The following is a 23813-nucleotide window of genomic DNA, read 5'->3' on the forward strand; positions in this document are numbered from 1 at the left end:
GTGGGCACGGGAGAAGACTCAGTCGAGCAGTTCGGCAGCCCGTTCGGCGATGGCGTAGACGGTCGCGTTGGTGTTGGCCGAGGGGATGGACGGCATCACCGAGGCATCGGCGACCCGCAGTCCGGCGATCCCATGGACGCGAAGGTTCGCGGGGTCGACGACGGCATCGGCGTCGGTTCCCATGCGGCAGGTGCCCGTGAAGTGGAAGTAGGGGCCGGTGGCCTTGCGGAGGAACTCGTCCACGGATTCGCCGCTCGTCCCGGAGCCCGGCACCGCTTCCTGCTTGCGCCAGTCGGCGAACGCGTCGGCCTCCCCGATGCGGCGTGCCACTGCCAGGCCCTTGCGCATGACCTCCAGGTCACGGTCGTCGCTCAGGTAGCCGGGGTCGACGACGGGAGCGCCGGCGGGATCGGCGTCCGCCAGGCGCACGGTGCCGCTGCTGTGCGGAGCCATCGCGGAGAAGGCGATGGAGTAGCCGTTGGCCGGCGGCGGGCCCCATGCCGAGGGGAGCGGTGCGGCGACGACCTAGACCTGAAGGTCCGGCCGGGCCGCGGCGGGGTCGCTGTACAGCAGGCCCATCATCTCGGCCGGCGGGTTGGCAGGAACGAACGGTACGGGCCGGGCGGCCTCGTACACCACTGCCGCCATCGGATGGTCCTGCAGATGGGATCCCACGCCCGGCAGGTCGGCGACGACGCCGATGCCGTGTTCGCCAAGGTGTCGTGCCGGGCCGATCCCTGACAGCATCAGGAGGTGCGCGGAGCCGACGGCCCCGGCGGTCACTATGACCTCGGCGCTCTCGACGGACAGGTGCGCGCCACCCACGGTGTACTCGACGCCGGTGCAGCGGTCCGCGGTGATGCGCAGCCGCCGCACGGTCGCGTCCGTGACGACGTCCAGGTTCGGCCGGTCGAGGAACGGACGGACGTAGGCGTCGGCCGCGCTCTGGCGGGCGCCGCCGGGCAGATTCATGTCACTCCACCCGAATCCGGTCTCCAGCCCGCCGCCGATGTCATCGGCGCGTATGAAACCGGCCTGCACCGCGGCGTCGACACCCGCCGCGGCAAGCGGATGGGGTTCCGGAACCGGGGCGACCACGACCGGCCCGTCCGTGCCCCGCACCGAGGCATCACGACCGCGAGCGCTCTCGCTGCGGCGGAAATAGGGCAGCAGATCGTCGAAACCCCAGCCCGGAGCACCGAGTCCGGGCCATTCGTCGTAACCGGAGCGGTGCCCCCGCAGGTGGTAGAGACCGTTGATGCTCGACGATCCGCCGAGCGCCCTACCGCGCAGCACGTCAGCGGCCCGGCCCGTACCGGCCTGCACGGTCGAGGCGCCCGGCCAGAGGGATGACGGGTCGAACCCCAGGAACCCCCAGGGAGATGCCATCGCCTCGGTCGCGTCCCGGGCTCCCGCCTCCAGCAACAGCACCCGCACGCCGGGGCTTTCCGAAAGCCGGGAGGCAATCACGCACCCCGCTGTCCCCGCTCCCACAACGACATGGTCATAGCGACTCTGGCCCATCATGTCTCCGCTTCCCACGGCAGCACTGTCCGCCCACCGGGTTTCAGGAAAAGAGCTCCTCGACGATCAAAGAGCTGATTGCTTGCATGTACTCAAGGGACCGAAGAGTCGGGATGGTTCTCTTCGGGTCGGCCCTGTGCCTCGCTCGGCCGCCTCCGAGCGCTCGGCGCGCAGAAGGCGTGGAACCGGCTGATCAGCAGCGAGCGGGCTCCAGTGGAGCAGGGCGGTCCGCAGGCAGGCCGCGCGCGCTGCTGGTGCCGACGGACACCGAGGTGGCCCGCTGGCGAACGATCACCTTGATCCGGCGGGCCTGGGCGCACCCGGTCCGGCCATTGCCGATCACCCTGTTGGGGATGTCCATGGCAGCGCCGGTACCTACGATGACGGCTGTGCGGCTGCACTGCTCTTGTTTCACGAGTTTCTTGTCCTTGGTGTGTACCCGTCCAGGAACAGCCCGGGTTTCCCTCCTGCCGTCGAATCTTAGGAATACCGACACGGCACGTACTTGAACCTCCGCGACGTTCGTTCGGAACCTCAGCGCCATACGAGTGGCGAGACGCCCCCCTCCCACCGACGGCCACGTCAACCTGGGTCGGCGGCGAGGACGGTAGGCGGACCCCCAAGGCGTTCACCGGTGACAGATCGAGGCAGGGAGCCCGCAAGGTCGGCGCCCATAGCGTCGCTGCAAGCCCAGTCGCCGACAGTACGAGGTCAACCTGACGCCCACCGCGACGATGCCAAGCAGGCGCTGCATCTCCGCCTCGGCCTCCTCGTCCGAGGGCCCAAGACGATCGGTCTCCGGCCGTCCCGCGCGGCTCGCGGAGCAGCTCCGGGCTCTGGAGAAGTGGAACCCCGATGGTGGAGACCGCTCCACAGCGAGTACTCCCGCAGGTAGCGCCGCATCGTGCGCGAACTGCTGGCACGGGGCCACTCCGCCCACCTCGGCAACGCCTGACCTCCCACGCGCCCTGCGAGGGGCGCTGGACAGGTGCAGCGCACGCGCTCTGGAGACGGATCCGAGCTCGACCGGTTGCGCTCGCTCAGGGCCGGGGCGCCCGGCGGCTTCGAACTTCACGCCTCGGGTGCCTTCTTCGGGTGGGTCCAGCACCCCTCCGCGGCATCCGCCCACGCGGTGGTGCGCGCCCTGGTGCGGGAACAGGACGTCGCCGTGCTCCCGAGCCCCCTCTTCACGCCCTCCGACGAGCGGTACCTGCGGTTCAACGTCCCCACACTGGAGGAGCGCCAACTCGGCGAACTGGGCGCCCGATTACGGGCCTTCGGGGAGGCGCGCGGGAGCGCATGGGAGAGTCGGGCCCGTGTCATGCGCGGCCGATCGCCGCCGTCGTCACCAAGGGCTCCGCACCCTGACGCCGAGGGCCCGGACGCGGTCCTGGGCCTGCGAGTCGAGCTTCAGCAGCAGGTCCTCGCCGACGACTCCGTCGCGCCGCCAGATGGTGCAGAGGGTCTCCAGACCCGCTTCGGCGACCTCCGGCTCCGCGTCGGCCGAGGTCTGCACCAGGGCTTCGACGACCGACCTGCCCTGCAGTCCCGCGAGCGCCCGTGCCATCCGGGCCCGCTGCTCCGCGGGGACGGCCGGGTCGGCGAGCGAGCGCAGCACGTCCGCCGTGTCGCGGGCGTCCTGGCAGGGCAGCACCCACACCAGGTACACGAGCTGCGCGCCGAGCACGATCAGGTACTGCAGTGGCATGAGCAGGGCCACCGGCAGCAGCAGGACCAGGGGCAGCACGATCAGCCAGCCGCCCCGGATCCGCGAGGGACCTCCGGTCGGCGGCTCGAACCGCCGGCCGGCCAGCAGGACGAGTACGAACATGGTCGCGCCCGTCAGGAGCGGCACCACGATCAGCCCCACCCCCAGCCCCGCGCCGAACGACGCCCAGAAGGGATCGTCGCCCAGAACGGGCAGTACCAGGGCCGCGGCCACCCCGCTGAGAGCGACGGTCATGACGTAGCGCTGTAGGCAGACCCACAGCCATCTTCCCGTGCTCATGGCAGCTTCCTCATCTCAGCAGCTCTTCGCGCAGGTGCCATTGACCCACGTCCTGTCGTCACGGTCCGACCACGCTGCTCGGTGGCCCGCTGCCGCCCGGGTCAGGTGAGGGCGGCGGCCAGCAGGGCGAAGGCGCCGATGATGACGGCGACGCGGACGTAGTGGAAGCGGTCCCAGCGGTTCATCTGCTGCTTCCAGTCGGCGGGCCGGTTCTCGGGGGTCCACGTCTTGCTCCGGTTGTTGATCGGGACGAGCAGCAGGATCGACATGATCACGCTGAGGATCAGCAGTGCGCCGGCGGTGACGACGAGGCCGGTGTCGGGGCTGTGCCATCCGGCAACGGCCCAGACCGCGACGAGGATGAGCGAGGTGATGTACCAGACCGGCATCACGGCGCCGAGCATCCGGCCCCCGTGGGCGCGGCCGAGTTGGCCACTGTCCTCGGGGAGGGCGCTGAGGATCGGGTTGATGACGAAGGCGACGGCGAACTCCACCCCCACCATCACGCCGACGACCACGGTGGTGAACACCTCGAGTGCGTTGAGCATGATGACCCCTCCAAGAATCTAGCGTTGCTAGCTGATGAGGCAACGCTAATACTACTGCCGCTCGATTGTCTAGCGATGCTAGGATCGAATCATGTCGGTACAGGAACGCAAGCAGCGCGAACGGGCGGACCGTGAGCGCCTCATCGTGGCGACGGCCCGCGAACTCGCCGAGCAGCAGGGGTGGGACGCGGTCACCACCCGCCGGCTCGCCGAGCGCATCGAATACAGCCAGCCCGTCCTCTACAGCCATTTCCGCGGCAAGCGCGAGATCATCGGCGCCGTCGCCTTGGAGGGTGCCGCCGAGATGGCCGCCGCGCTGCGGGCCACGGCCTCCGCCGCGGACGGCCTCCGCCCCCGGGTCACCGCTCTCGCCCGCGCCTACCTCGACTTCGCCGCGCGCAACCCGGCGGTCTACGACGCCATGTTCCAGCTCGACGGCGGCCTGGCGTTCGCGAGCGAGGACACGCCGGAGCCGCTGAAGGACGCCTTCGCCGCCCTGCTGGAGACGCTCGGCGAGGTCGCCGGCGACGGCGTCCACCCGGGACTGTTCACCGAGGTGTTCTGGGCGGCCCTCCACGGGCTGGCCACCCTGACCCGCGCGGGACGGCTGCCACCCGGAGACGCCGAGCGGAGGGTGGACCTGCTGGTGGACCGTCTCGCCATCATCTGACCCACCATCCCGGCGGGCACCCAGTCGGGGTCCTCGCGCCCTGTTGCCTGCCTGCGGCTGCTGGGCGTCGTACGGCCGGACGGGCCATTGGCCGCAGGCGAGCCGTGGCCCCTTCGTCGCGGCGGGCACCAGGCCTGGCGCCAGGGCGTCAGGTGGGGGTGGGGGCGGTTTTGCTTGTCGTGGTGCCGTCTTCGGCCTGGGGCTCCGACGTAGCGGGCTGTGGCGGAGCGGGCGGGGTGCGGATCAGCAGCGCGACCAGCACGGCCAGGGCGCCGATCCCGGCGCCGATGCCGAATCCCCACCGGATGCCCGTGGCGAGGGCGCCGGTGGTGTCGGCGCCCTCGGCTACGGCCGTGGCGGCGCGTCCCGACATGACACTGATGACCAGGGCGGTGCCGGCGGCGGCCGCGACCTGCTGGAGCGAGCCCAGGATGGCGGAGCCGTGGGGGTAGAGGTGCGGCGGCAGTACGGACAGGCCGGAGGTGAAGACGGGGGTGAAGACGAACGCCATACCCGCGCTCAGGGCCACGTGAAGGGCGAGCACCAGCCACGGTGAGGTCTGTTCGCCCGTGAAGGCGAACAGCGCGAGGCAAAGGGCTGTGAGTGCGGCTCCGGGTACGACCAGGCGTGGTGCGCCGAGTCGGTCGTAGAGCTTGCCGACCTGTGGTCCGAGCAGGCCCATGGTCAGGCCACCGGGGATGAGGAGCAGCCCGGTCTGCAGTGAGGTCAGGCCGCACACCTCCTGCAGGTAGATCGGCAACAGGATGAACGCGCCCATGAGGGCCATGAAGGACAGGCACATCAGGCCCAGCGCCACGGAGAAGTGACGGAACGTCAGTGCACGCAGGTCCAGCAGCGGGGTGGAGGAGCGCTGCAGTGCCAGCTGTCGCCATACGAACAGCCCGACGAGCACGACCCCGGCCAGGGTGATGGCCTCCGGGGGCACGGGGGCCTGGGCCGCGTTCTCGGCACCGAGCCCGCTCAGGCCGTACACCAGGGCGCCGAAGCCCACGGCCGCTAGGGGGACGGACATCCAGTCGATGGGGGCGGCCTGCGGTTCGCCGATGTTGACCAGGTTGCGCCGACCGAATATGGCCATGGCTCCGGCGATGGGAATGACGGCCAGGAACAGCAGGCGCCATGACCCCAGCTGCAGCAGCACACCGGAGACGGCGGGGCCGAGGGCGGGTGCGACGGAGATGACGAGGGTGATGTTGCCCATGACACGGCCGCGGTCGTGCGGGGGCACGAGGGTCATCAGCGTCGTCATGAGCAGCGGCATCATGACGGCGGTGCCACTGGCCTGGATGACGCGGGCGGCCAGCAGTACGGGGAAGGCGGGCGCGGCCGCGGCCAGGGCCGTGCCGGCGAGGAACAGCGCCATGGCGAGACCGAAGGCGGTTCGGGTCGTCACGCGCTGGAGGAACCACCCCGTCACCGGGATGACGACGGCCATGGTGAGCATGAAGGCCGTGGACAGCCACCCCGCCGCGGCTGCGGTGACCTCGAACTCGCGCATGAGCCGCGGGATCGCGTTGACCATGATCGTCTCGTTGAGGAGGACGACGAACGTGGACAGCACGAGAATCCGCAGTACGGCGGTGACGCGGGCGGGCGAGAGGGTGGGCGCGAGGGTGGGCGTTTCGTGTGGTGCGGGCATGGTGCCTTCCGTCATGTGAGTGTCCTCCGCGCGTGGCGGTCACACTGGCAGACTGCGGCGCCGGGAAAAACTCATCGGTCTTTCCCGATCCTGTCGCTGTCGCCGCCCGAGCTCAAACCATTTTGCCGACCCGGAACGGCCGACCGCAGGGGGTAGGCGGCACAGCGACGAGACGTTCGGCACCCGGTTCCCCGCCGGGCGGGGAACCCGCCGGGGAACCCGGCTCAGCCTTCGTTCAGTCGCAGCAGTCGCAGCAGCACTTGCAGGGATTGCAGCAGCCCCCGCCACCGCCGCCGCAGCCGTCACCCGAGCCACCGCCGGAACCACCAGAGCCACCGGACCCATGACCGCCGCCCGAACCTCCCGAACCGCCCGAGGAGCCGCTCGAGCTGCCGCCGCCCTGGCCGCCGAACCAGCCATCGCTCCCGGAACCGTCCCTGCCGGAACCCTCCCGGTTCGAGCCGCCGTTGCGGTTGCCGTCGCCGAACTGCACGGGCTCTGCGTCATCCTCGCCGGCGTCCTCGTCGCAGCGGCAGCATCTGTAGCACAACCTGCAATCGCCGCACAGCCGGCCCCACTCGCGACACCGCCGACACTCCCCCTCCGAAGACCGACCCGACGCCATCACCCCGCCCTCCCGGGCCGCGCCCGCAAGCTCCCCTACGCCGCAGGCCGTGCCCGCGCCCGTTCCGGTACCGGCCTCCGAGGGCGTTTCCGTCTCCGTACGGCGTCCCAGCCAGGGCAGCATGCGCGGGCCCCGCACCGGGCGGCGGTGCTGATGGTGACGATGCCGAGGGTCGAAGACCCGATCGACGGCACGCTCCAACTCGACGCCCAGAAGCGCCCGCACCAGCCGGTCGTCGACGAACACGGCTTCGGACAGGGCGAGTCGGATTCCATGGACGGCGTCGTCGCAGAGCCGGCGCACCTCGGCGCGGTCCGCACCGGTCACGGCGATCGGGTTCCACGCACCGGACGCCGCGTCCGCGTCCAGGTCCTCCACCGCGTCCAGCAGATGCGCCAGCCGACCGAACAGACGGCCGGCTTCCGCCAGCGGTTCGGCGTTGCCCGGGCGGTCCGTGAGCACTGCGGTGTACGCGAAGGCGGCTGCGGTCGCCGTCTCCGCGGGCTCCGTGACCGTCAGCAGCGAGCCACCGGGGCCGGTCGACCGCTCGATGTCCGGCTGGCGCTCGACCGCCGCGAGGAGCAGCGCGGTGTCGAAGCCGAGTCGTTCGCCGCCTGCGACGCCCGCACGGTCCCAGTTGCGGGCGATCCGGCGTGCCGCCATCGCGACCGGGCGGCGCCCCACCAGGCCGTCGCCGTCGGCCGCATGGTCACGCATCTTCGCTGCGGCCAGCACCAGCGACACCGTCGCCGCCAGCCGCGCGCCCTCACCCTGTGCCACGTCCGCCGACCGCATCCCTCGCAGCGGGCACGGACCGGCACCCCGCCGCCAGTCCCCAGTACGCTCCGACTGCGCTTCGGTCAGCACCGAGACGATCAGGCCGTCGTAGTTGGTGGCCACCCTCGCGAACTGCCCGTACTCGCTGCGCAGAGCCAGGCACAGCCCGCACAGATGCGCCATCCACTCGGTACGCAAGCCCTCGCCCAGGCGATGACGGCATGGCCTGATGATTCCGAACACCGAAGTTCTCCCCCGTAGAAACAGCCAACCGGACGCGTCCGCTCGGACGGCTCACGGACGGCTCACGGCTCACAGACGCAAGGCCGCACATGAGGCACGACCCGGCGTGACGTCAACCGCACGTGACATCAACGCGCGGCCGACATCCTAAATGGTCCCTTCCGAGGGGTGTCTGCGGAGCCGGGTACCCGTCGCGACCAAGATCCGGACCGTTCCCGGACCGCGACATCGGCTGGGAGGCCCTTGAGAGGCTTTTCTGCCGGTCAGCTACTCGCCCAAGCGCCTCGGTCTCTTCCCATCCTTGGACTGCCCGATCGGGCGTTTCGCCTGTTCCGGCACGTCATCGAGGAACTTCGCGTGGTATCTGACAGGACCCGGATAAACGAGATGCTGACGCGCCCAACGCCGTACGGCATCCTCGCGAGCGCTCGGCGCCGCGTGTCCCGCACCCCATGGCACTCCGGACACCTCGCACTCCTCGGCAGCCCACGGCATTCACCACCCGAGCCGCTCCCACCGCAGTGACCACCGATCGGCCCCGAGGGACTCCAAAGCGATCTCGAGGCCGTATCGGATGAGTCCGATACGGCCTCGACGAGAGGATTGCGGCTGCGGCCTGCTACCAGAGCACCCGTGCACGGCGCTCGCTGTTGAACCCAAGACCGTGTCGATAGATCTCCGGTACCCAGTAGCGCCCGTCAGCACCCTTACTGAAGACCCCGGATTCAATCAGCAGGTCCGCATCCACCACATTCAACTCGACCTGCTCGAGGTCGAACGGGACCAGGACAGGGTGGCTGAGCCCCTGCATGTGCACCAGCAGCCGCCCAATCTCCTTGTTCTCCTCCCCCACCGAGATGATCTTGTTTCTGCTGCACTCCAGCAAGGCCTTACGCATCGCAGTAGGTACGAGCACACGGTCCTCCACCGTCTCGTTGTACTGCTCAGAGTTCTTGGCTGCTGTTGCGAGGAACATCACTACATCGCGCGCCTGCACCTGGCCGTTGAAGTCACCCAGGGCCGCAGGGACCCACAGGTGGGAGCGCGCTTCGCGGGACTTCGCGCTGCCCATCTTCCAGCCCCACACTTGGATGAGACTGTCGATCAACTCGTCCGCCGAGAGATCGGTGATCCCTGAAAGCGGAACGGATTTGGGCAGCGCATCAGCGTGCGCTGTCACCCAGAGGGCGAGCCGAAGGGCCTCATCCTTGCTCCAATGCAGGGCGTAGTGATCGTACCGACCCAGGAGCTGGCCGCTGTTCTGCCGAACCGCACCGGTGACGAGGTCACGCCGGACGAAGACCACAAGGCCAAAGGGGCGGCCGCGCAGGGAGCGGAGCCATCCGAGGACGTCAATCAGCAGAACTCTCAGTGCAGTGCGCTTCGTGTCACTGTCCAGGTTCTGCATGAGGTCCTCGAGGCCGTCGATCACGAAGACCGCCTTGGCCCGCCGGCCGAGCTCGATCAGTGCCTCTTCTGAAGTCCGCTGCTCCGAGACGTCCAGTCCGCAGGCCATGGCCAGGCATTCCAGCCACAGGCTCCGCCAGCCGAGCTCATCCTTACCACCGAGCGTGCCCAGACCGGCCTTGAGCCGATCCGAGATGCTGGAGCTCGACAAACTCCTGCGCGAGGCCTCCCAAGCACTCCTCGCGGATCTACTGGGGATACTGATCCACCGCTGACGCGGGCTCCGGCCCGCGGACCGCTCGCTCCCCCTGGCCGGGCCCGGCATGCGCCGGGCCCGGCCGGCATCCCACCGCTCGCACCGTCCACACCAAGGAGCCCCCGTGCCCACACACCGGATCGGCATGACACTGACCGCGATCGGCGCGGCCGTCACCGTGGCAGGCGCCGCGATGTACGTCCTCCCCGGCCCCGGCCTGCCCTTCCTCATGCTCTGCCTGCTGCTCCTCGTCGCAGGCATCGCCACCACCGTCCTCGGCCGCGGGCAGGGCAGGACGCCGCGCGACTGAGCCCGGCCGCGGGTCAGCCCTGCCCGGTGGGACGCAGTTCGCGTTCGAGAGCGGCCAGGGCGAACGCGTGTGCGGAGGTGTGCTGCCAGCGGGACCGTCCGAACATCACGTCCTCGGAGATCCCGCTCAGCATGGCCACCGCCCGGATGGTGAACTCGGTGAGGTCCACGTCGGCGAAGTGTCCCAGGTCCCGGCCCTCCCGAAGGATGGCTTCCAGGCGCTCGTCCCAGCCGTCCAGCAGCTCGGTGAGGATCTTTCGGCCGGCTTCGTCGTTGCCCTGGGCCAGTACCTGCGTCCACAGCGCGTAGCGTTCGTCGCCCTGGTGGCGGGGCAGGTAGAAGCGGACGAACAGGTCCAGCTTCTCGGCAGGGGATGCGGCCTGGTCGGAGGCCCGCTGGAACCGGGCCCAGAGATCCGCCTGGCTCCATGCGAGGACTTCGAGCAGGAGCCGGTCCTTCCTGCCGAAGTGGTAGAGGATGTGCCCGGTGCTCATGCCGGCCCGCGCGGCGATGTCCGACATCCGCAGGGCCGCCGTGCCCTTCTCGGCGATGACGCTGATGGCGGCCCGCATCGCCCGCCCCCGCGCCTCGTCCCCGCTGGGCTGACGCTTCCTGTCGACCGGGGCCAGGTCCGCGGACCTGGAAGCGGACGGCAGCGCGGGCCCGGTCTCTGACGTCGGCATGAGCTCACTTTCGGTTCCGGAAATCCAGCCCTCAGTCTAGGTTCCCAGAATTTAGATCCTTGGTCTAGACTGAAAATCTAGTCAGTGCGATGGGGCCTGTCCCCCTCACCACCCAGGAGACACCCACATGACGCGCGGATTCGATGTCGTGGAGACCTGTATCGCCGACCTGCGCGCAGCGCTGGAGAAGGGCGAGACCACCGCGGTCGGCCTGCTCGACGCCTACCTCGCGCGGATCGACGCGTACGACCGGCCCGGCACGGCCACCGCTCTGAACGCGATGGTCGTGATGAACCCGCGCGCCCGCGCGGAAGCGGAGGCCTCCGACGCACGCCGCGCCCGCGGCGAGACGCTGGGCCCGCTGGACGGCGTCCCGTACACCGCGAAGGACAGCTACCTCGCCGAGGGGCTCACGGCCGCGTCCGGCTCCCCGGCGTTCGAGCACCTCGTCGCCCAGCGCGACGCCTTCGCCATCGAGCGGCTGCGCGCGGGCGGCGCGGTCCTCATCGGCCTGACCAACATGCCGCCGATGGCGAACGGCGGCATGCAGCGCGGCGTGTACGGCCGCGCGGAGAGCCCGTACAGCGCCGACTGGCTCACCAGCGCCTACGGCTCCGGCTCCTCCAACGGCTCCGGCACCGCGACGGCGGCGTCCTTCGGCGCGTTCGGCCTCGGCGAGGAGACCTGGTCCTCGGGCCGCGCCCCCGCGTCGAACAACGCGCTGTGCGCCTACACCCCCAGCCGCGGGGTGATCTCGGTCCGCGGCAACTGGCCGCTCGTACCGACCATGGACGTCGTCGTCCCGCACACCCGCACCATGGCGGACCTGCTCGAACTGCTCGACGTCATCGTGGCCGACGACGCGCAGACGCGCGGGGACCTGTGGCGCGCACAGCCGTGGGTGGCGCTGCCCTCCCCCTCGCAGGTACGCCCCGCCTCGTACCCGGCCCTCGCGCCCGCCGACGCCGCGGCCGCATCCGACGCGCTCGCCGGAAAGCGCGTCGGCGTGCCCCGGATGTACATCAACGCCGACCCCGACGCCGGAACGAACCCCGACGGAGGCATCGGCGGCCAGACCGGGCAGCGCATCGACACGCGTCCCTCGGTGATCACCCTGTGGGAAGCCGCGCGCCACGACCTGGAGGCCGCCGGCGCCGAGGTGGTCGAGGTCGACTTCCCCGTGGTGTCGCACTACGAGTCCGACCGCCCCGGAGCGCCCTCGCTGCTCACCCGCGGACTGGTCAGCAGCGAGTACCTCACCTTCGAGATCGAGGACCTGTCCGCCTGGGCCTGGGACGACTTCCTGCGCGCCAACGGCGACCCGGCGCTCTCCACCCTGGCCGAGGTCGACGGCACCCGCATCTGGCCCAAGCAGGAGGGCGAACTGCCCGACCGCTACGACGGCTTCGACGACACGGTCGGCGACTACCCGCGCTTCGTGCGCGAGCGCCCGTACGCCTCCCTCGCCGACATGCCGCACCTGGAGCAGGGGCTGCGCGGGCTGGAGGAGACGCGCCGCGTCGACCTGGAGCTGTGGATGGACGGACTGGGCCTGGACGCGGTGCTCTTCCCCGCGGTCGCCGACGTGGGCCCCGCGGACATGGACGTCGACGTGGCGTCCGCCGACCTCGGCTGGCGCAACGGCGTCTGGGTCGCGAACGGCAACCTGGTCCCCCGCCACCTCGGCATCCCGACCGTGACCGTGCCCATGGGCACCATGACGGACACCGGCATGCCCGTCGGGCTGACCTTCGCGGGCCGCGCCTACGACGACAACGCCCTGCTGGCCCTCGCCGCGGCCTTCGAGAAGACCGGCAGCCGGCGCACCGCACCGCCGCGCACGCCGCGTCTGTCCGCACAGTGACCTGACGGGGAGGGTGGCGGCGTGATGGCCCCGCCCTCCCCGTCAGTCCGTCCCCACCGCGCTCAGGACGTGCATCCTGCCCGTTCGGCACGCCGGGCCGAGTGCGGCGACGAGTCCGATCAGGAGGGAGGCCGCCACGACGGAGGCGATCGCATCCAGGGGTACGGCAATCCGGTCCAGCCCCCGGGGGGCCAGCAGCCTGCACGTGCACACTCCCCACGCAAGGCCGAGACCGCACCCCAGAACCGCCCCGAACAGGCTGATCACCACGGACTCCACACGGATCATCCGGCGCAGCTGCCGCCGAGAGAGGCCGATGGCCCGGAGCAGACCGATCTCCCGGGTGCGCTCGACCACCGAAAGGGCGAGGGTGTTGACCACGCCGAGCAAGGCGATGGTGATGGCGAGGGCGAGCAGGGCGTAGACGAGGTACAGCACGGTCCCGATCTGTTCCCGGACGCCCTTCTTGTAGCCGGCCCGGTCCTGGACCGTCAGCCGGGGATAGGGCCTGACCGCGCGCTTCAGGTCGGCCATCACCCGCCGCTCGTCGGCGCCGGAGGCCGCCTGGGCGAACAGCCTGCGGGCGCCCGGCTGCTCGGCCTCCGGGACCGCGCTCGTGTAGGTGGGGAGGCCGGTGTAGAACGCGCCGTCGAACAGCCCGCTGCCGACCGTGGTGATCAGGGCCACCGGCAGCGCCTGTCGCCGGCCGCCGGCGTAGACGACCGTCAGGCGGGAACCCGGTACGAGGTGGTGTTCGGCCGCGAAGTCCGCGTCCACGGAGATTCCGCCCGCGAAGGCTCCCTCCCTCGTGCCTGCGGTGACGGGCAGGCGCAGGTCGTGGAGCACCGACGGGGAACAGGCGCGCACCATGGGTGTGGGCGTGCGCTGTCCGTCGGGAGTGAGGACGACCGCCTCGACCTCCTTCTCCACGGTGACGTGCCGCAAGCCGGGGACGGCCTGCACGGCTGCCACGGCGGGCTGGGGCAGCGCACCGTGCGGAGTCAGCACGGCGTAGTCGGCACCGATCGAGCGGTCGATCTGGGAGTCGACCGAGCGGGTCAGGGAGGTGGTCACCACAGCGGCGAAGGTCACCAGGGACATGCCGATCAGCAGAGCGGCGGCCGTGGCACCGGTGCGGCGCGGACTGCGCACGGCGTTGCGCCGGGCGAGCCGGCCCGCGACTCCGAACAGCGCGGCCGGCGCCCCGAGGAGACGGATCGCCGCCGTGGCGAGCACCGGACCTCCCGCCACCGATCCGGTGAGCGTGAGGAGGACGCCCAGGGCGAGGACCAGTCCTCCGGTGGTGGTGTCCGCCGGTGCGTCGGCCTGGACGAGGCACACGGCGCCGACTGCGGTCAGCAGCAGTGCGGTGCCGGTCAGGACGCGGCCGGCTCCTCGGTCAGGGGGGACCGCGTGGTGGCGCATCGCCGCGAGGGGGGAGACCTTGGCGACCCTGTGCGCGGGCGCCCAGGCGGCGACCACGGTGACCACGACGCCGACGGTGATCGAAACGGCCGGAACACCGGCCGGGAGGACCAGGGACGCGTCGGTGAGGTCCATGCCGACGGTGGTCATCAGGCGGGTCAGCAGAACGGCGAGGCCGAGACCGGCCGGCTGGCCCAGGACGGAGCCCAGGACGCCCAGGGCCGCTGCTTCCAGCAGCAGCGCTCGGGACAGTTGCGCATGGCCGGCGCCGATGGCGCGCAGCAGCCCGTACTCACGGGTGCGCTGGGAGACGAGCATGGAGAAGGTGTTGACGATCAGGAAGCCGCTGATCAGAAGGGAGATGCCGGCGAAGCCCATGAGGGCGTAGGTGAGGAAGCCGAGCAGGGAGTGGAGCTCGGTGATGTCCTGCCGGCGTTGCTCGGCCGCGGTGAGCACCCGGTAACCGGGCCCGAGGTCGCGCGCGATGTCGGCTTCGAGGCGGCCGGCATCGCGGGTTCCGTCGCCACTGATCTCGACCGAGGTGAACCCCGCGGCGCCCAGCAGGATCCGCTGGGCCGTGGCGGGTTCGATCAGGGCCAGGGCCGCACCGGGGCTGACCGTGGTGAAGCGGGCGGTGCCGGAGACGGTGAAGTCGTGGGAGCCCGCCCTGGCGATGACGCGCAGCCGGTCGCCGGTCCGGATCCGTGAGGCGGCGGCGGAGTCCGCGTCCAGGAGGATCTCGTGGCCGCCGGCCGGAGGGCGCCCGGAGGTCAGGGCCAGCCGGCGTGCGGCGTCGGCGGTCCAGGCTCCGACGGTGACCGGCGCGCCTTCGTGCGGTCCGACCGGCCGGTTCCGGGCCGGGTCCACCAGCGCCGCGTCGTCGACCTTGACGTCTCCCACGGCGGTGCGGACGCCGGGCAGGGCGGCGATGCGGCCGGCGGTCGCCACCGGGAGGATCCCGTTTCCCGCGCGCCGCACCGACAGGTCGGAGGTGGTGGCGGCGAAGAGTCCCTCGAACGCGCCGGCAGCCGTACGCGAGAACACGAGCGAGCCGACGACGAACGCCACCGACAGCACGACGGCCATCAGGGAGCACGCCATCCGGCCCTTGTGGGCGAGGGCGCTTCGCAGGGCGATCCTCAGCAGCACCATGGCGTCCTCATCGGCTCACTCGCGTCGCGTCCTCTGACGGGAACGGGCGTGGGCCGGCCTCCCGTCAGGGCGCCGGTTCGGGCGTCAGGGCCCGCTCGATGGCGTCCGCCGCGGCAATCGCCCCACCCGCCTCGTCGATCGTCCGACGGAACTCGGCGACGGCTCGGGCGATGTCCTGGTCGGTGGTGACGCGCTGCACCGATGCGCGCAGTGCCTGGGGGGTGGCCTGCTCACGGGGCAGGTGCAGGCCGAGCGAGAGGCGCTCGACCTGGTGGGCGTTGGTCTGCTGTTCCGCCATCTGCGGGACGACGACGAGCGGCACTCCATGGGCCAGTGCTTCCATGACGCTGCCCATGCCGCCGTGCGTGACGAACGCCGCCGCGCGGGCGAGCACGTCGAGCTGGGGCACTCGGGTGTGGATCTCCATCGTCTTCGGCACGGGTCCGAGGCCGGCCGGGTCGACGCCGTGTCCGACGGTCATCACGACGTGCAGGTCGGTGTCCGCGAACGCCTCGATGCACGCCCGGTAGAACTCGGGGCGCCGGGTGAACTGCGTGCCGAGCGAAACGAAGAGGACCGGGCGCCCGTCCTTCGGGGCGCTCCAACTCCCCTGGTACGAGCGATTGCCCAGCGCCGGCCCCGCGTACGTGACGGACTCGGCCGTGACGGTGTCGGGCTTGCGCTGGAAGGCCCGGGGAAAGAAGGCCACGGCGTGGCGAGGCGCGAGGATCAGCTCCTCCAGCGACTCCCGCACTCCACGGGCCGCGAGCACCATCCTGAGCAGGTCGGCCCCGGGGATGTGATCCAGGTCCGGCACCCCGTACATCTCCGGCAGGACACCCTCGTACGGCAGGTGGGTCGGAGCGAGGAGCATCGCGGGAACGCGCCAGTGCGCGGCGAGCAGTCTCCCCGCGGCGGCGGCCAGGTCGTACAGGACGAGATCCGGTGTGTCGTCGCCGAAGGCTGCCGCCAGCTCGGGCAGGGCGCGCATGTTCTGCTGCATCGCTTCCGTTGCCCCGGCCGTCAGGTTCTCCGTCGGTTCGAGGCTGTCGCCCGGAAGGCGGTAGGTGACGACGTCCGCTCCCGCTTCCTTCACCTGGGGCGCGAATTCCTCGGTGATCGCATAGCTGACCCGGTGGCCCCGGGCGACCAGCTCGGTCACGACGGCCAGCGTGGGATTGACGTGTCCCGGCTGTGGCGCATTGATCACGGCGATGTGCCGGCCGCCCCCGGTGGGGAGCGCGGGCGTCGACGCCTCGGTGGACGCAAGGACGGATGGCATGGTTCCTCCGATTGCTTCGGCGGTGGTGGTCCAAAGAGGTGCAGGCCTCGGCCGGTTCAGTCGAGGCGTGCGGCGATGGCAGCGGCGCGCTGCTCGAAGCGGCGGACCCATCGCGGCTGGGGAAACAGGTGCGTTCGGCGTTCTGCCATGCCGCGGACCACGACCTCGGCGACCTCGGCGGGGGAAATGCCGGCTTCGATCTCGCGGTAGCCCGCCTGTCGGCGTTCGTCGAGGTCCGGATCGGACCGGGACCGGATCACATGGCCTGCGGGGGCGTTGCGTTCGTCGTGGCGGATGTTGGTGGCGGTGTAGGCGGGGCACAACACCGCCACACCCACGTGGGGGAACTCCGTCGCGAACTCGGCGCTCATGGACTCCGACAGGGCGATCACGGCGGCCTTCGAGGCGCAGTACGGGCCCAGGTAGGGGGCGGCCAGGAATCCGGCCATGGACGCCGTGTTGACGATGTAGGCCTCCTCCTGAGCGGCGAGCACGGGCAGGAAGAGGCTGCAACCGAAGATGACACCCTGCAGGTTGACGCCCAGGGTCCACTCCCAGGTGGCGGGTGCGGTATGCGCGAACCGTTGCAGCCCGCCCACACCCGCGTTGTTGCACAGGACGTGGACCGCGCCGAACCGATCGACCGCGGCATCCCGGAGGGCTTCGACCGAAGCCGCGTTCGCCACGTCCGCAGGGACGGCCAGGACCGGCCCGATCGGCGCGAGTGAGGCCTCGGCACGCTCCAGGGCGCCATGGTCGTTGTCCGCGACGACCACGCGCATCCCCTCGCCGAGGAACCTCTCGGCCAGTGCCAGTCCGATGCCACTCGCCCCGCCGGTGATGACCGCCACACGATCCTTCAGGATCTTCATGCCGCTCCGTTCCTCGCGGCCGCGCGGTCGACTTCGGCGTCCGGGGATGTGCGGGTGACGGGGAGGGTCAGGAACGTGCGCAGATTGAGCCCCGGGGGACGAGCCGCCGGCCCCACGGTTCGCAAGGCGGGGAAGCGGTGCAGGAGTTCGGGGAGGAATTCGGAGGCGTTCATCCGCGCGAGGGGTGCTCCGAGGCAGTAGTGGATCCCGGCCCCGAAGTTGAGACTGCGCTGTGGGCGGCGCCGGAAGTCCAGGGCATCAGGGCGGGGGAAGTGCGCGGGGTCTCGGTTGGCGGCCGCGATCAGCGCGTGGACAAGGGTCCCGGCGGGTACGGGAATCCCGGCCAGGTGGGTGTCCTGCGCGGGAACGCGGACGGCGTTCTGCACGGACGGATCCCAGCGGGTGAGTTCCTCGATGGCCTGGGGCATGGCTTCCGGATGAGCGGCCAGCCAACGCGCCTGATCAGGATGTCTTTCCAGGGCCTGGAGGGCGGTGGCGAACAGGGACGAGGTGGTTTCGGCGCCGGCGCCGACCAGGAAGACGACATGGGCGGCCAGCTCGTCCCGGGACACGGTGCCGGATCCCCCGTGTGCTTGCGTCAGCCACCGGGACAGCAGGTCGTCGCCGGGAGTGCGGGCCCGCTCGTCGAGCAGGGCCATGACGTAGGCGTGGAAATCGGCGGCTGCCGCGTCCGCGGCCGCCGTCTGCTCGGGCGTGGCGAATGGTTCGGTCAACGCGGCGGTCGCGATGCTGTACCGGGCGAGGAGGTCCCGGTCTGCTGCGGGCAGTCCGAGGATCACGGACATGACGGCGATCGGCAGCGCCCGGGCCACTGTTTCGACGAAGTCCACGCGGCCGCAGCGGGACAGCTGGGCGTCCAACTCGTCGAGGTGGGTGCGTACGAGCCTCCGGACGGTGGGACGCAGCCGTTCCAGGGCAGTGGCCGTGAACGGGCCGGACTGCAGCCGACGCATCTGTCCGTGGCGGGGAGGGTTGAGACGTGGCAGGGTTGCCAGGATCTGTGAACCGGGGCTGTCGGTGTCCAGACCGCGGGCGGTGCGCCAGTCACGGTCGGGGACCTGCCAGACCCGGTCGGTCAGGACCTGGAGGCACTCGCCGTATCCGGTGACCAGGAGCGAGCTCGGTCCCAGGCTGACCACCGGTCCGGCCTGGCGGACCTCCTCGAACAGCGGGAAAGGGTCCTCGCGCCCCTGGCGCGACTGCAACCGCCGGATGATGCCGCGCGGGGCGGGCGGCGCGGCCAGGTGCGTGGTGGCGGTGCCCATGGGCGACGGACCTCCTGTGGCAGGGGAAGCGTTGCTATGCGTGGCGGAAGGCCAGGACGACGTTGTGGCCTCCGAAGCCGAAGGAGTTGGACAGAGCCGCGCGCACCGGCAGGCGCGAGGCGGTCTTGGAGACGAGGTTCAGCTCCCCGCCGGGACCGGGGCTCTCCAGATTCGCCGTGGGCGGGACGGTCGACTGCTGGATCGCCAGCACCGTCAGCGCCGCTTCGACCGCGCCGGCCGCACCCAGCATGTGCCCGAGTACGCCCTTGGTGGAGGTGACCTGCGGTCCGTGCGGCAGCAGGTCGCCGATGACGGCTGCTTCGACCTCGTCGTTCAACACCGTCGACGTGCCGTGGGCGTTGACGTGGTCGACGTCCCCCGCCACGAGGTCCGCATCGCGCAGTGCCGACCGCAGGGCCTGCCGCGCCCCTCTGCCCTCGGGGTGTGCCGCCGTGGCGTGGTGGGCGTCGGACGCGGCGCCGCATCCGGCCAGCAGGACGCTGGGGCGCCGGCCGCGGGCGACGGCGTGCTCGGCCCTCTCGAGCACGAGTACCGCCGCCCCCTCGGACATCACGAATCCGTCCCGGTCGATGTCGAAGGGCCGCGACGCGGCCCCCGGGTTCCCCCGCCGCTGCGACAGCGTCCCGAGGTTGGCGAAAGCCGCGACCGTCAACGGAGTGATCGCGGCTTCCGTTCCGCCCGCGATGACGATGTCGCACCGGCCGGAGGCGAGCAGGTCGCGAGCCACTGCGATGGCCGTCGCACCGGACGCGCAGGCCGTGCACACGACGGAGCCCGGACCTCTCGCCCCGAAGGCCAGGGCGAGCTCACCGGCGGCGGAGTTCGGCGTCATCATCGGGATCAGCAACGGTGAGACCCGCTCGGGCCCGTGCCCGAGGAGCCGGGCGTGCTGCTTCTCCCAGGTGGCGACGCCGCCCATGCCGCACCCGATCACCACGCCCACCCGGTCGGCGTCCCATTCCGCCGCTGTCAGACCGGCGTCGGCCAGTGCCTCGTGCGCGGCCACCAGCACGAACTGCACGAACCGGTCCTGCCGGTAGACGTTCCGGCGCCCCACCACGCCGATGTCGATCTCACCGACGGAGGCGCAGAAGTCCACCGGCATGCCGACCAGCGCCGGGCTCGTCGCCGCGACGGTGGAGCCGCCCTCGCACACCCGGCGCCATGTGGCGTCCGTCCCCGCGCCGGCCGGGGTGAGCATCCCCAGTCCGGTGACCGCGATGTCCGGAGCGCTCATCGGCCCGCGATCGGCGCGGGTGCCTCCTCGGAGGCGATCAGTGCGGCCAGCTCGTCGAGCGTGGTGCCCTTGCCCACGTCACGGCCGCTGACCTTGACCCCGAACTGCTCCTGGATGATGGCGGCGAGCTCCGCCACCGCCAGGGAATCCAGCTCCAACTCGTCCAGGGTCGCGTCGGCGCGGATCATCTCCGGCTCGACGCGGAACGTCTCGTCCAGAATGCCGAGCAGTGCGTCGTAGACAGTGCTCACCGTGGTTCGCCTCCCGTTGGGTGCCGGTTCGAGGGCGCTCGCCGCCCACAGGGGGCGGCGTCACACCACGAACCTTTCGGCATGATCAACGATCGACTCACGACGGGGAAACGTGCCGTATTCCCCGATTGTCCGGTGTTGACGTCTGCCGCGGCCCGCCTCCCCGTGCGCGCATCGGCCCATGGGGACGGCGAGGGTCGGCAGTCGGCCGAGGCGCGTCACCCATCCGGATGATCAAGCTCCGTGCGCACCGGGGAGCGCTGCTACAAAGGCCCTTCGACGACCGCTGCGGAGAGGCGCCGGCCACTGCGGCAGTCCGCCACGAGCGCAGGAGGAACGTACCCCGATGGAGCGACGCGACGTCAGCATCCGCACGATCCGCAGTGGACCGCTGGTCTTCGAAGTCGATGCCCGTACGTGTGCCGAACCGCGCATCCCGCCCGTCCTCTTCGTCCGCGCGCGGGCTGAGGGCGAGGCGACCATCCACCCCCAGAACGAAGCGCTCCTGCCGCTCGCGGACCTCGTGGGCGTACGCATCGCCGGACTGTCCGGCCCGGGAACGCTACCCCCGGACAGCACGATCGGCGACCTCGCGGACGGCCTCGCCGTCGTGCTGGACGAGCTCGGCCTCGCTCGGGTCAACGTCTGCGGGACCTCCCACGGCGGAGAGATCGCCTATCGCTTCGCCCAACGCCATCCCGGGCGCACCGAACGCGTCGTGCTGACCGGCGCCAGCGGACACCCCCCGGTCCTCGTCGACGGCACCACCCCGGCCGGCCTGGTGGCCCGCGCGAAGGGTGCCACCCGGCAGGAACTGGTGGACGAGGTCGTCTCCCGTCTGCTGTGCCTCGACCCCGAACTGCCGGTACGCGGACGGGAGACCCTGCGCTGGATCCTCACCGACCTCTTCCGCAGTTCGGACGACACCCACATCGACGTGTGGGCCCGGTGCCTGCAATTGGTCTGCAACGCACCGCAGCCCACCGGGCTGTCGGTCCCGCTCCTGGCCGTCACCGGTGAACACGACGTCGCCGTCCGTCCCGCCGACTGCCGGGCGCTGGCCGCCATGTCGTCCGACGCGGTGTTCGCCACCATCCGGGAAGCCGACCACTGGGTCTTCCTCACCCGCGCCCGGGACCACCTCGACCTGACCCGCAGGTTCCTCCTCGGCGAGGCCCTGGACGACGCGCCCTACCTCGCCGCGCTGGAGCACTTCCCGCGGCCCCGGACCGCGTTGAGCGGGTAGCGTGATCGTCTACCGCATGGAGTGACCGTGCGCCCGGCCGGTCTGTACGAGGGACTCCGGCGGAGAGCGATGAGGCGGCGATGAGTGAACTGACGAAGCCCGTGATCGAAGTTCCGGAGGGTGATGCTCCCGAGGAGCTGACCGTCCGGGATCTCGTCGTCGGGGACGGGCCCGAGGCGAAGCCGGGCAGGGTGGTCCGGGTTCACTACGTCGGGGTCACCTTCGAGTCCGGAGTGGAGTTCGACGCCTCCTGGGACCGGGGCGAGCCGTTCAAGTTCGCCGTGGGGGGCGGCAGGGTCATCAAGGGCTGGGACCGGGGGCTCAGGGGGATGAAGGTCGGCGGTCGGCGCGAGATCGTCATTCCCCCGCGCCTCGGCTACGGCAACCAGTCCCCCTCGCCGTTGATCCCGGCGGGTTCCACGCTCGTCTTCGTGGTGGACCTGCTCTCCGTGGTCTGAGGAAGGGCCGATTCGCCCCTGGCCTCGCTCTGTCGGAACGAAGTGGATTGGGTACGCTCTCGGTTGACTTCGGGGCGCCGGCAGGTGCTGAACGGCCGCAATCAGAGATGGATCCCATGGGCAGCGCACCTTCCGCCGACTTCTTCCAGCCGCTCAAGGCGGACGACCCGCCCGTCGTGGGCGGCTACCGCCTGGCGGCCGTGCTGGGCGCGGGCGGCATGGGCAAGGTCTACCTCTCCTACACGCCGGGCGGTCGGCCCATCGCCATCAAGGTGATCCGGCCCGAGTTCAGCGAGGACCCCGAGTTCCGGCGGCGCTTCCAACAGGAAGTGCGGGCCGCGGAGCGGGTCCAGGGGCTCTACACCGCGCCGGTCATCGACTCGGACACCGAGGGCCCCCAACCCTGGCTGGCCACGGCGTACGTACCCGGTCCCTCGCTCGCCCACGCCGTCGCCCGGCACGGCGCGCTGCCGGTGCGCAGCGTGCTGCTGCTGACCGTCGGGGTCGCCGAGGCACTGCACGTCATCCACGGTGCGGGCATCGTCCACCGGGACCTGAAGCCCGCCAACGTGCTGCTCGCCTCCGACGGCCCGCGCGTCATCGACTTCGGGATCGCCCGGGCCGCCGACTCCACCGCTCTGACCAGTACCGGTGTCAGCGTCGGCACCCCGGCGTTCATGGCGCCCGAACAGGCTTCGGCCGGCACGATCACCCCGGCCACCGACGTCTTCGCCCTCGGGCAGATCGCGGCCTTCACCGCGATCGGGTCCTCCGTGTTCGGCGACGGGCCCTCGCACGCGGTGCTCTACCGGATCGTGCACGAGGACCCCGACCTCAGCGCCCTGCCCGAGGAGTTGCGGCCGGTGGTGACCCGCTGCCTCAGTCGCGATCCGGCCGACCGCCCGACCCTGACCGAGGTCATCGAGCTGTGCAACGCGGCCTCGGAGACCCCGCTCCGCCAGGGCGAGGACTGGCTGCCGCAGGCCGTCGCCGGTTCCATCACCGAGCGGCTGCAGCTGCCCGCGCCGGCGCCCACCCCGCCGCCGCAGCCGCCGACGGCCGCGCCGACTCCGGCTCCGACTCCGACTCCGACCGAGGTCTCGCCGCAGTCACCGGCCGCGGGTGCGCCCGCGGCACCCGCCGCCGCGCCCGGACACATCCCGACCGGTGTGGCCGCCGCGCCGACGCAGACGGCTCCGGCCGCGGGGGCCGTGCCGCCGGGATACCCGACGCCGGCCCCGCACGCGCAGGCCCCGTACCCCCAGCCGCAGTACAACCAGCAGCAGTACAGCCAACCCCCGTACACGCAGCCCTCGTACGCCCCGGGCCACAGCACGCACGTGCCGTTCCACCCCCCGGGCTTCGTCACCGGCCCGCCCACCGCGCCGCGCCCCAAGCGGACGGCGCTGATCGTCATCGGGGCGGTGGCGGCCGCGGTCATCGGGCTCGCGGTCATCGGGTCCATGCTGCCGGACGGCACCGGCAAGGACGGGGGCGACAAGGCGTCGGGCGGCGGCAGCGCCTCGCAGCAGCGGCCCGACCCGCAGCCGGTCTCATACCAGGGCATCGACGTGCCCCAGAACCACGAGCTGATGTTCGCCGACAATCCGCCGCGCCCGGCCGAGGAGCCGACCGGCGCCGGGGTGCTCTACGGGCACGCCGACCTCTTCTACTACCGGGACACCCTGTTCGGGGACGAGAAGTTCGGCACCACGAACGGCAAGCTCGTCCTGCTCAACAACTCCGAGAAGGGCTCCCTGGAGACCTGCCGCGCCGTGACCCGCTTCACCGAGAAGATCGGCCTCGACCAGCTCACGGACGGGTCACAGGTCTGCGTGCTGAGCAAGGCCGGCCACATCACGCTGGCGACCTTCCGCGGCAGGTCGGGCGCGAAGAACGAGACCGCCTTCATCACCGTCGACCTGACGGTCTGGCGCAATGCCGAGGCCGCGGCCAAGAACTGAGGAATCGTCTGCCTGCTGCCCAGTCCTTGCCGGGGCGGTCGAACT

At 71.2% G+C, this 23813-nt stretch carries 20 protein-coding genes; 6 read left to right on the plus strand and 14 right to left on the minus strand.

Annotated features, from left to right (window positions below; all coding sequences use genetic code 11):
• Positions 1-18 precede the first annotated feature (18 nt).
• The 4 genes from ACFYZ4_RS03120 to ACFYZ4_RS03135 form a co-directional block, all read right to left on the minus strand.
• On the minus strand, positions 19-453 hold the full coding sequence (locus ACFYZ4_RS03120) for a GMC oxidoreductase (RefSeq protein ID WP_390782827.1): 435 nt from the start codon (positions 451-453) through the stop codon (positions 19-21).
• Between the two features lie 72 nt (positions 454-525).
• Positions 526-1542: a GMC family oxidoreductase gene (locus tag ACFYZ4_RS03125; RefSeq protein WP_390782828.1), complete on the minus strand. Its 1017-nt coding sequence runs from the start codon at positions 1540-1542 to the stop codon at positions 526-528.
• 1327 nt (positions 1543-2869) lie between these two features.
• On the minus strand, positions 2870-3532 hold the full coding sequence (locus ACFYZ4_RS03130; protein WP_390782829.1) for a hypothetical protein: 663 nt from the start codon (positions 3530-3532) through the stop codon (positions 2870-2872).
• Positions 3533-3633: 101 nt separating this feature from the next.
• On the minus strand, positions 3634-4080 hold the full coding sequence (locus tag ACFYZ4_RS03135; RefSeq protein ID WP_351289799.1) for a DUF1772 domain-containing protein: 447 nt from the start codon (positions 4078-4080) through the stop codon (positions 3634-3636).
• A gap of 91 nt (positions 4081-4171) precedes the next feature.
• Between ACFYZ4_RS03135 and ACFYZ4_RS03140 the strand changes: the two genes are divergently transcribed.
• Positions 4172-4750 (plus strand): TetR/AcrR family transcriptional regulator, encoded by a 579-nt coding sequence (locus tag ACFYZ4_RS03140; protein WP_390782830.1) that lies wholly within the window; start codon positions 4172-4174, stop codon positions 4748-4750.
• A gap of 148 nt (positions 4751-4898) precedes the next feature.
• Here the strand turns inward: ACFYZ4_RS03140 and ACFYZ4_RS03145 are convergent, their stop codons facing one another.
• From ACFYZ4_RS03145 to ACFYZ4_RS03155, 3 genes are all read right to left on the minus strand, one after another.
• Positions 4899-6425 carry a DHA2 family efflux MFS transporter permease subunit gene (locus ACFYZ4_RS03145; RefSeq protein ID WP_390782831.1) on the minus strand — a complete coding sequence of 509 codons (1527 nt, stop codon included), beginning with the start codon at positions 6423-6425 and terminating at the stop codon, positions 4899-4901.
• A gap of 220 nt (positions 6426-6645) precedes the next feature.
• Complete coding sequence (locus ACFYZ4_RS03150; RefSeq protein WP_390782832.1) at positions 6646-8055, minus strand: DUF5685 family protein; 1410 nt, start codon at positions 8053-8055, stop codon at positions 6646-6648.
• A 619-nt stretch (positions 8056-8674) separates the two neighbouring features.
• Entirely contained in the window at positions 8675-9673 is a 999-nt protein-coding gene (locus ACFYZ4_RS03155; RefSeq protein WP_390782833.1) for a hypothetical protein, read from the minus strand.
• 169 nt (positions 9674-9842) lie between these two features.
• On the opposite strand from ACFYZ4_RS03155, the gene ACFYZ4_RS03160 reads away from it, so the two are divergent.
• Positions 9843-10028 (plus strand): hypothetical protein, encoded by a 186-nt coding sequence (locus ACFYZ4_RS03160; protein WP_390782834.1) that lies wholly within the window; start codon positions 9843-9845, stop codon positions 10026-10028.
• Between the two features lie 13 nt (positions 10029-10041).
• Here the strand turns inward: ACFYZ4_RS03160 and ACFYZ4_RS03165 are convergent, their stop codons facing one another.
• Positions 10042-10710, minus strand: a complete 669-nt coding sequence (locus ACFYZ4_RS03165) for a TetR/AcrR family transcriptional regulator (protein WP_384346189.1) — start codon at positions 10708-10710, stop codon at positions 10042-10044.
• 127 nt (positions 10711-10837) lie between these two features.
• Between ACFYZ4_RS03165 and ACFYZ4_RS03170 the strand changes: the two genes are divergently transcribed.
• The gene (locus tag ACFYZ4_RS03170) at positions 10838-12574 is read left to right on the plus strand and encodes an amidase (RefSeq protein WP_390782835.1); all 1737 of its coding nucleotides are present in this window, start codon (positions 10838-10840) and stop codon (positions 12572-12574) included.
• A 42-nt stretch (positions 12575-12616) separates the two neighbouring features.
• On the opposite strand, the gene ACFYZ4_RS03175 is transcribed toward ACFYZ4_RS03170, so the two are convergent.
• The 6 genes from ACFYZ4_RS03175 to ACFYZ4_RS03200 form a co-directional block, all read right to left on the minus strand.
• Positions 12617-15151 carry an ABC transporter permease gene (locus tag ACFYZ4_RS03175; protein WP_390782836.1) on the minus strand — a complete coding sequence of 845 codons (2535 nt, stop codon included), beginning with the start codon at positions 15149-15151 and terminating at the stop codon, positions 12617-12619.
• A 64-nt stretch (positions 15152-15215) separates the two neighbouring features.
• A complete protein-coding gene (locus tag ACFYZ4_RS03180; RefSeq protein ID WP_351292448.1) occupies positions 15216-16433 on the minus strand; it encodes a macrolide family glycosyltransferase in 1218 nt (405 codons plus the stop codon).
• Positions 16434-16489: 56 nt separating this feature from the next.
• Complete coding sequence (locus ACFYZ4_RS03185) at positions 16490-17305, minus strand: SDR family NAD(P)-dependent oxidoreductase (protein ID WP_351292450.1); 816 nt, start codon at positions 17303-17305, stop codon at positions 16490-16492.
• Entirely contained in the window at positions 17302-18591 is a 1290-nt protein-coding gene (locus tag ACFYZ4_RS03190; protein ID WP_351292452.1) for a cytochrome P450, read from the minus strand. The genes ACFYZ4_RS03185 and ACFYZ4_RS03190 overlap by 4 nt, the downstream gene beginning before the upstream one ends.
• A gap of 34 nt (positions 18592-18625) precedes the next feature.
• The gene (locus ACFYZ4_RS03195; RefSeq protein WP_351292454.1) at positions 18626-19849 is read right to left on the minus strand and encodes a beta-ketoacyl-[acyl-carrier-protein] synthase family protein; all 1224 of its coding nucleotides are present in this window, start codon (positions 19847-19849) and stop codon (positions 18626-18628) included.
• Entirely contained in the window at positions 19846-20100 is a 255-nt protein-coding gene (locus tag ACFYZ4_RS03200; protein WP_390782837.1) for an acyl carrier protein, read from the minus strand. Before ACFYZ4_RS03200 ends, ACFYZ4_RS03195 begins: the two co-directional genes overlap by 4 nt.
• A 346-nt stretch (positions 20101-20446) precedes the next feature.
• On the opposite strand from ACFYZ4_RS03200, the gene ACFYZ4_RS03205 reads away from it, so the two are divergent.
• The 3 genes from ACFYZ4_RS03205 (at position 20447) to ACFYZ4_RS03215 (ending at position 23768) form a co-directional block, all read left to right on the plus strand.
• Entirely contained in the window at positions 20447-21346 is a 900-nt protein-coding gene (locus tag ACFYZ4_RS03205; protein WP_351292458.1) for an alpha/beta hydrolase, read from the plus strand.
• An 80-nt stretch (positions 21347-21426) separates the two neighbouring features.
• On the plus strand, positions 21427-21804 hold the full coding sequence (locus ACFYZ4_RS03210) for an FKBP-type peptidyl-prolyl cis-trans isomerase (protein ID WP_351292460.1): 378 nt from the start codon (positions 21427-21429) through the stop codon (positions 21802-21804).
• Between the two features lie 116 nt (positions 21805-21920).
• Positions 21921-23768: a serine/threonine-protein kinase gene (locus tag ACFYZ4_RS03215; RefSeq protein ID WP_390782838.1), complete on the plus strand. Its 1848-nt coding sequence runs from the start codon at positions 21921-21923 to the stop codon at positions 23766-23768.
• Positions 23769-23813: the final 45 nt, after the last annotated feature.

Source organism: Streptomyces sp. NPDC001513, assembly GCF_042894695.1.
Taxonomy (GTDB): Bacteria; Actinomycetota; Actinomycetes; order Streptomycetales; family Streptomycetaceae; genus Streptomyces.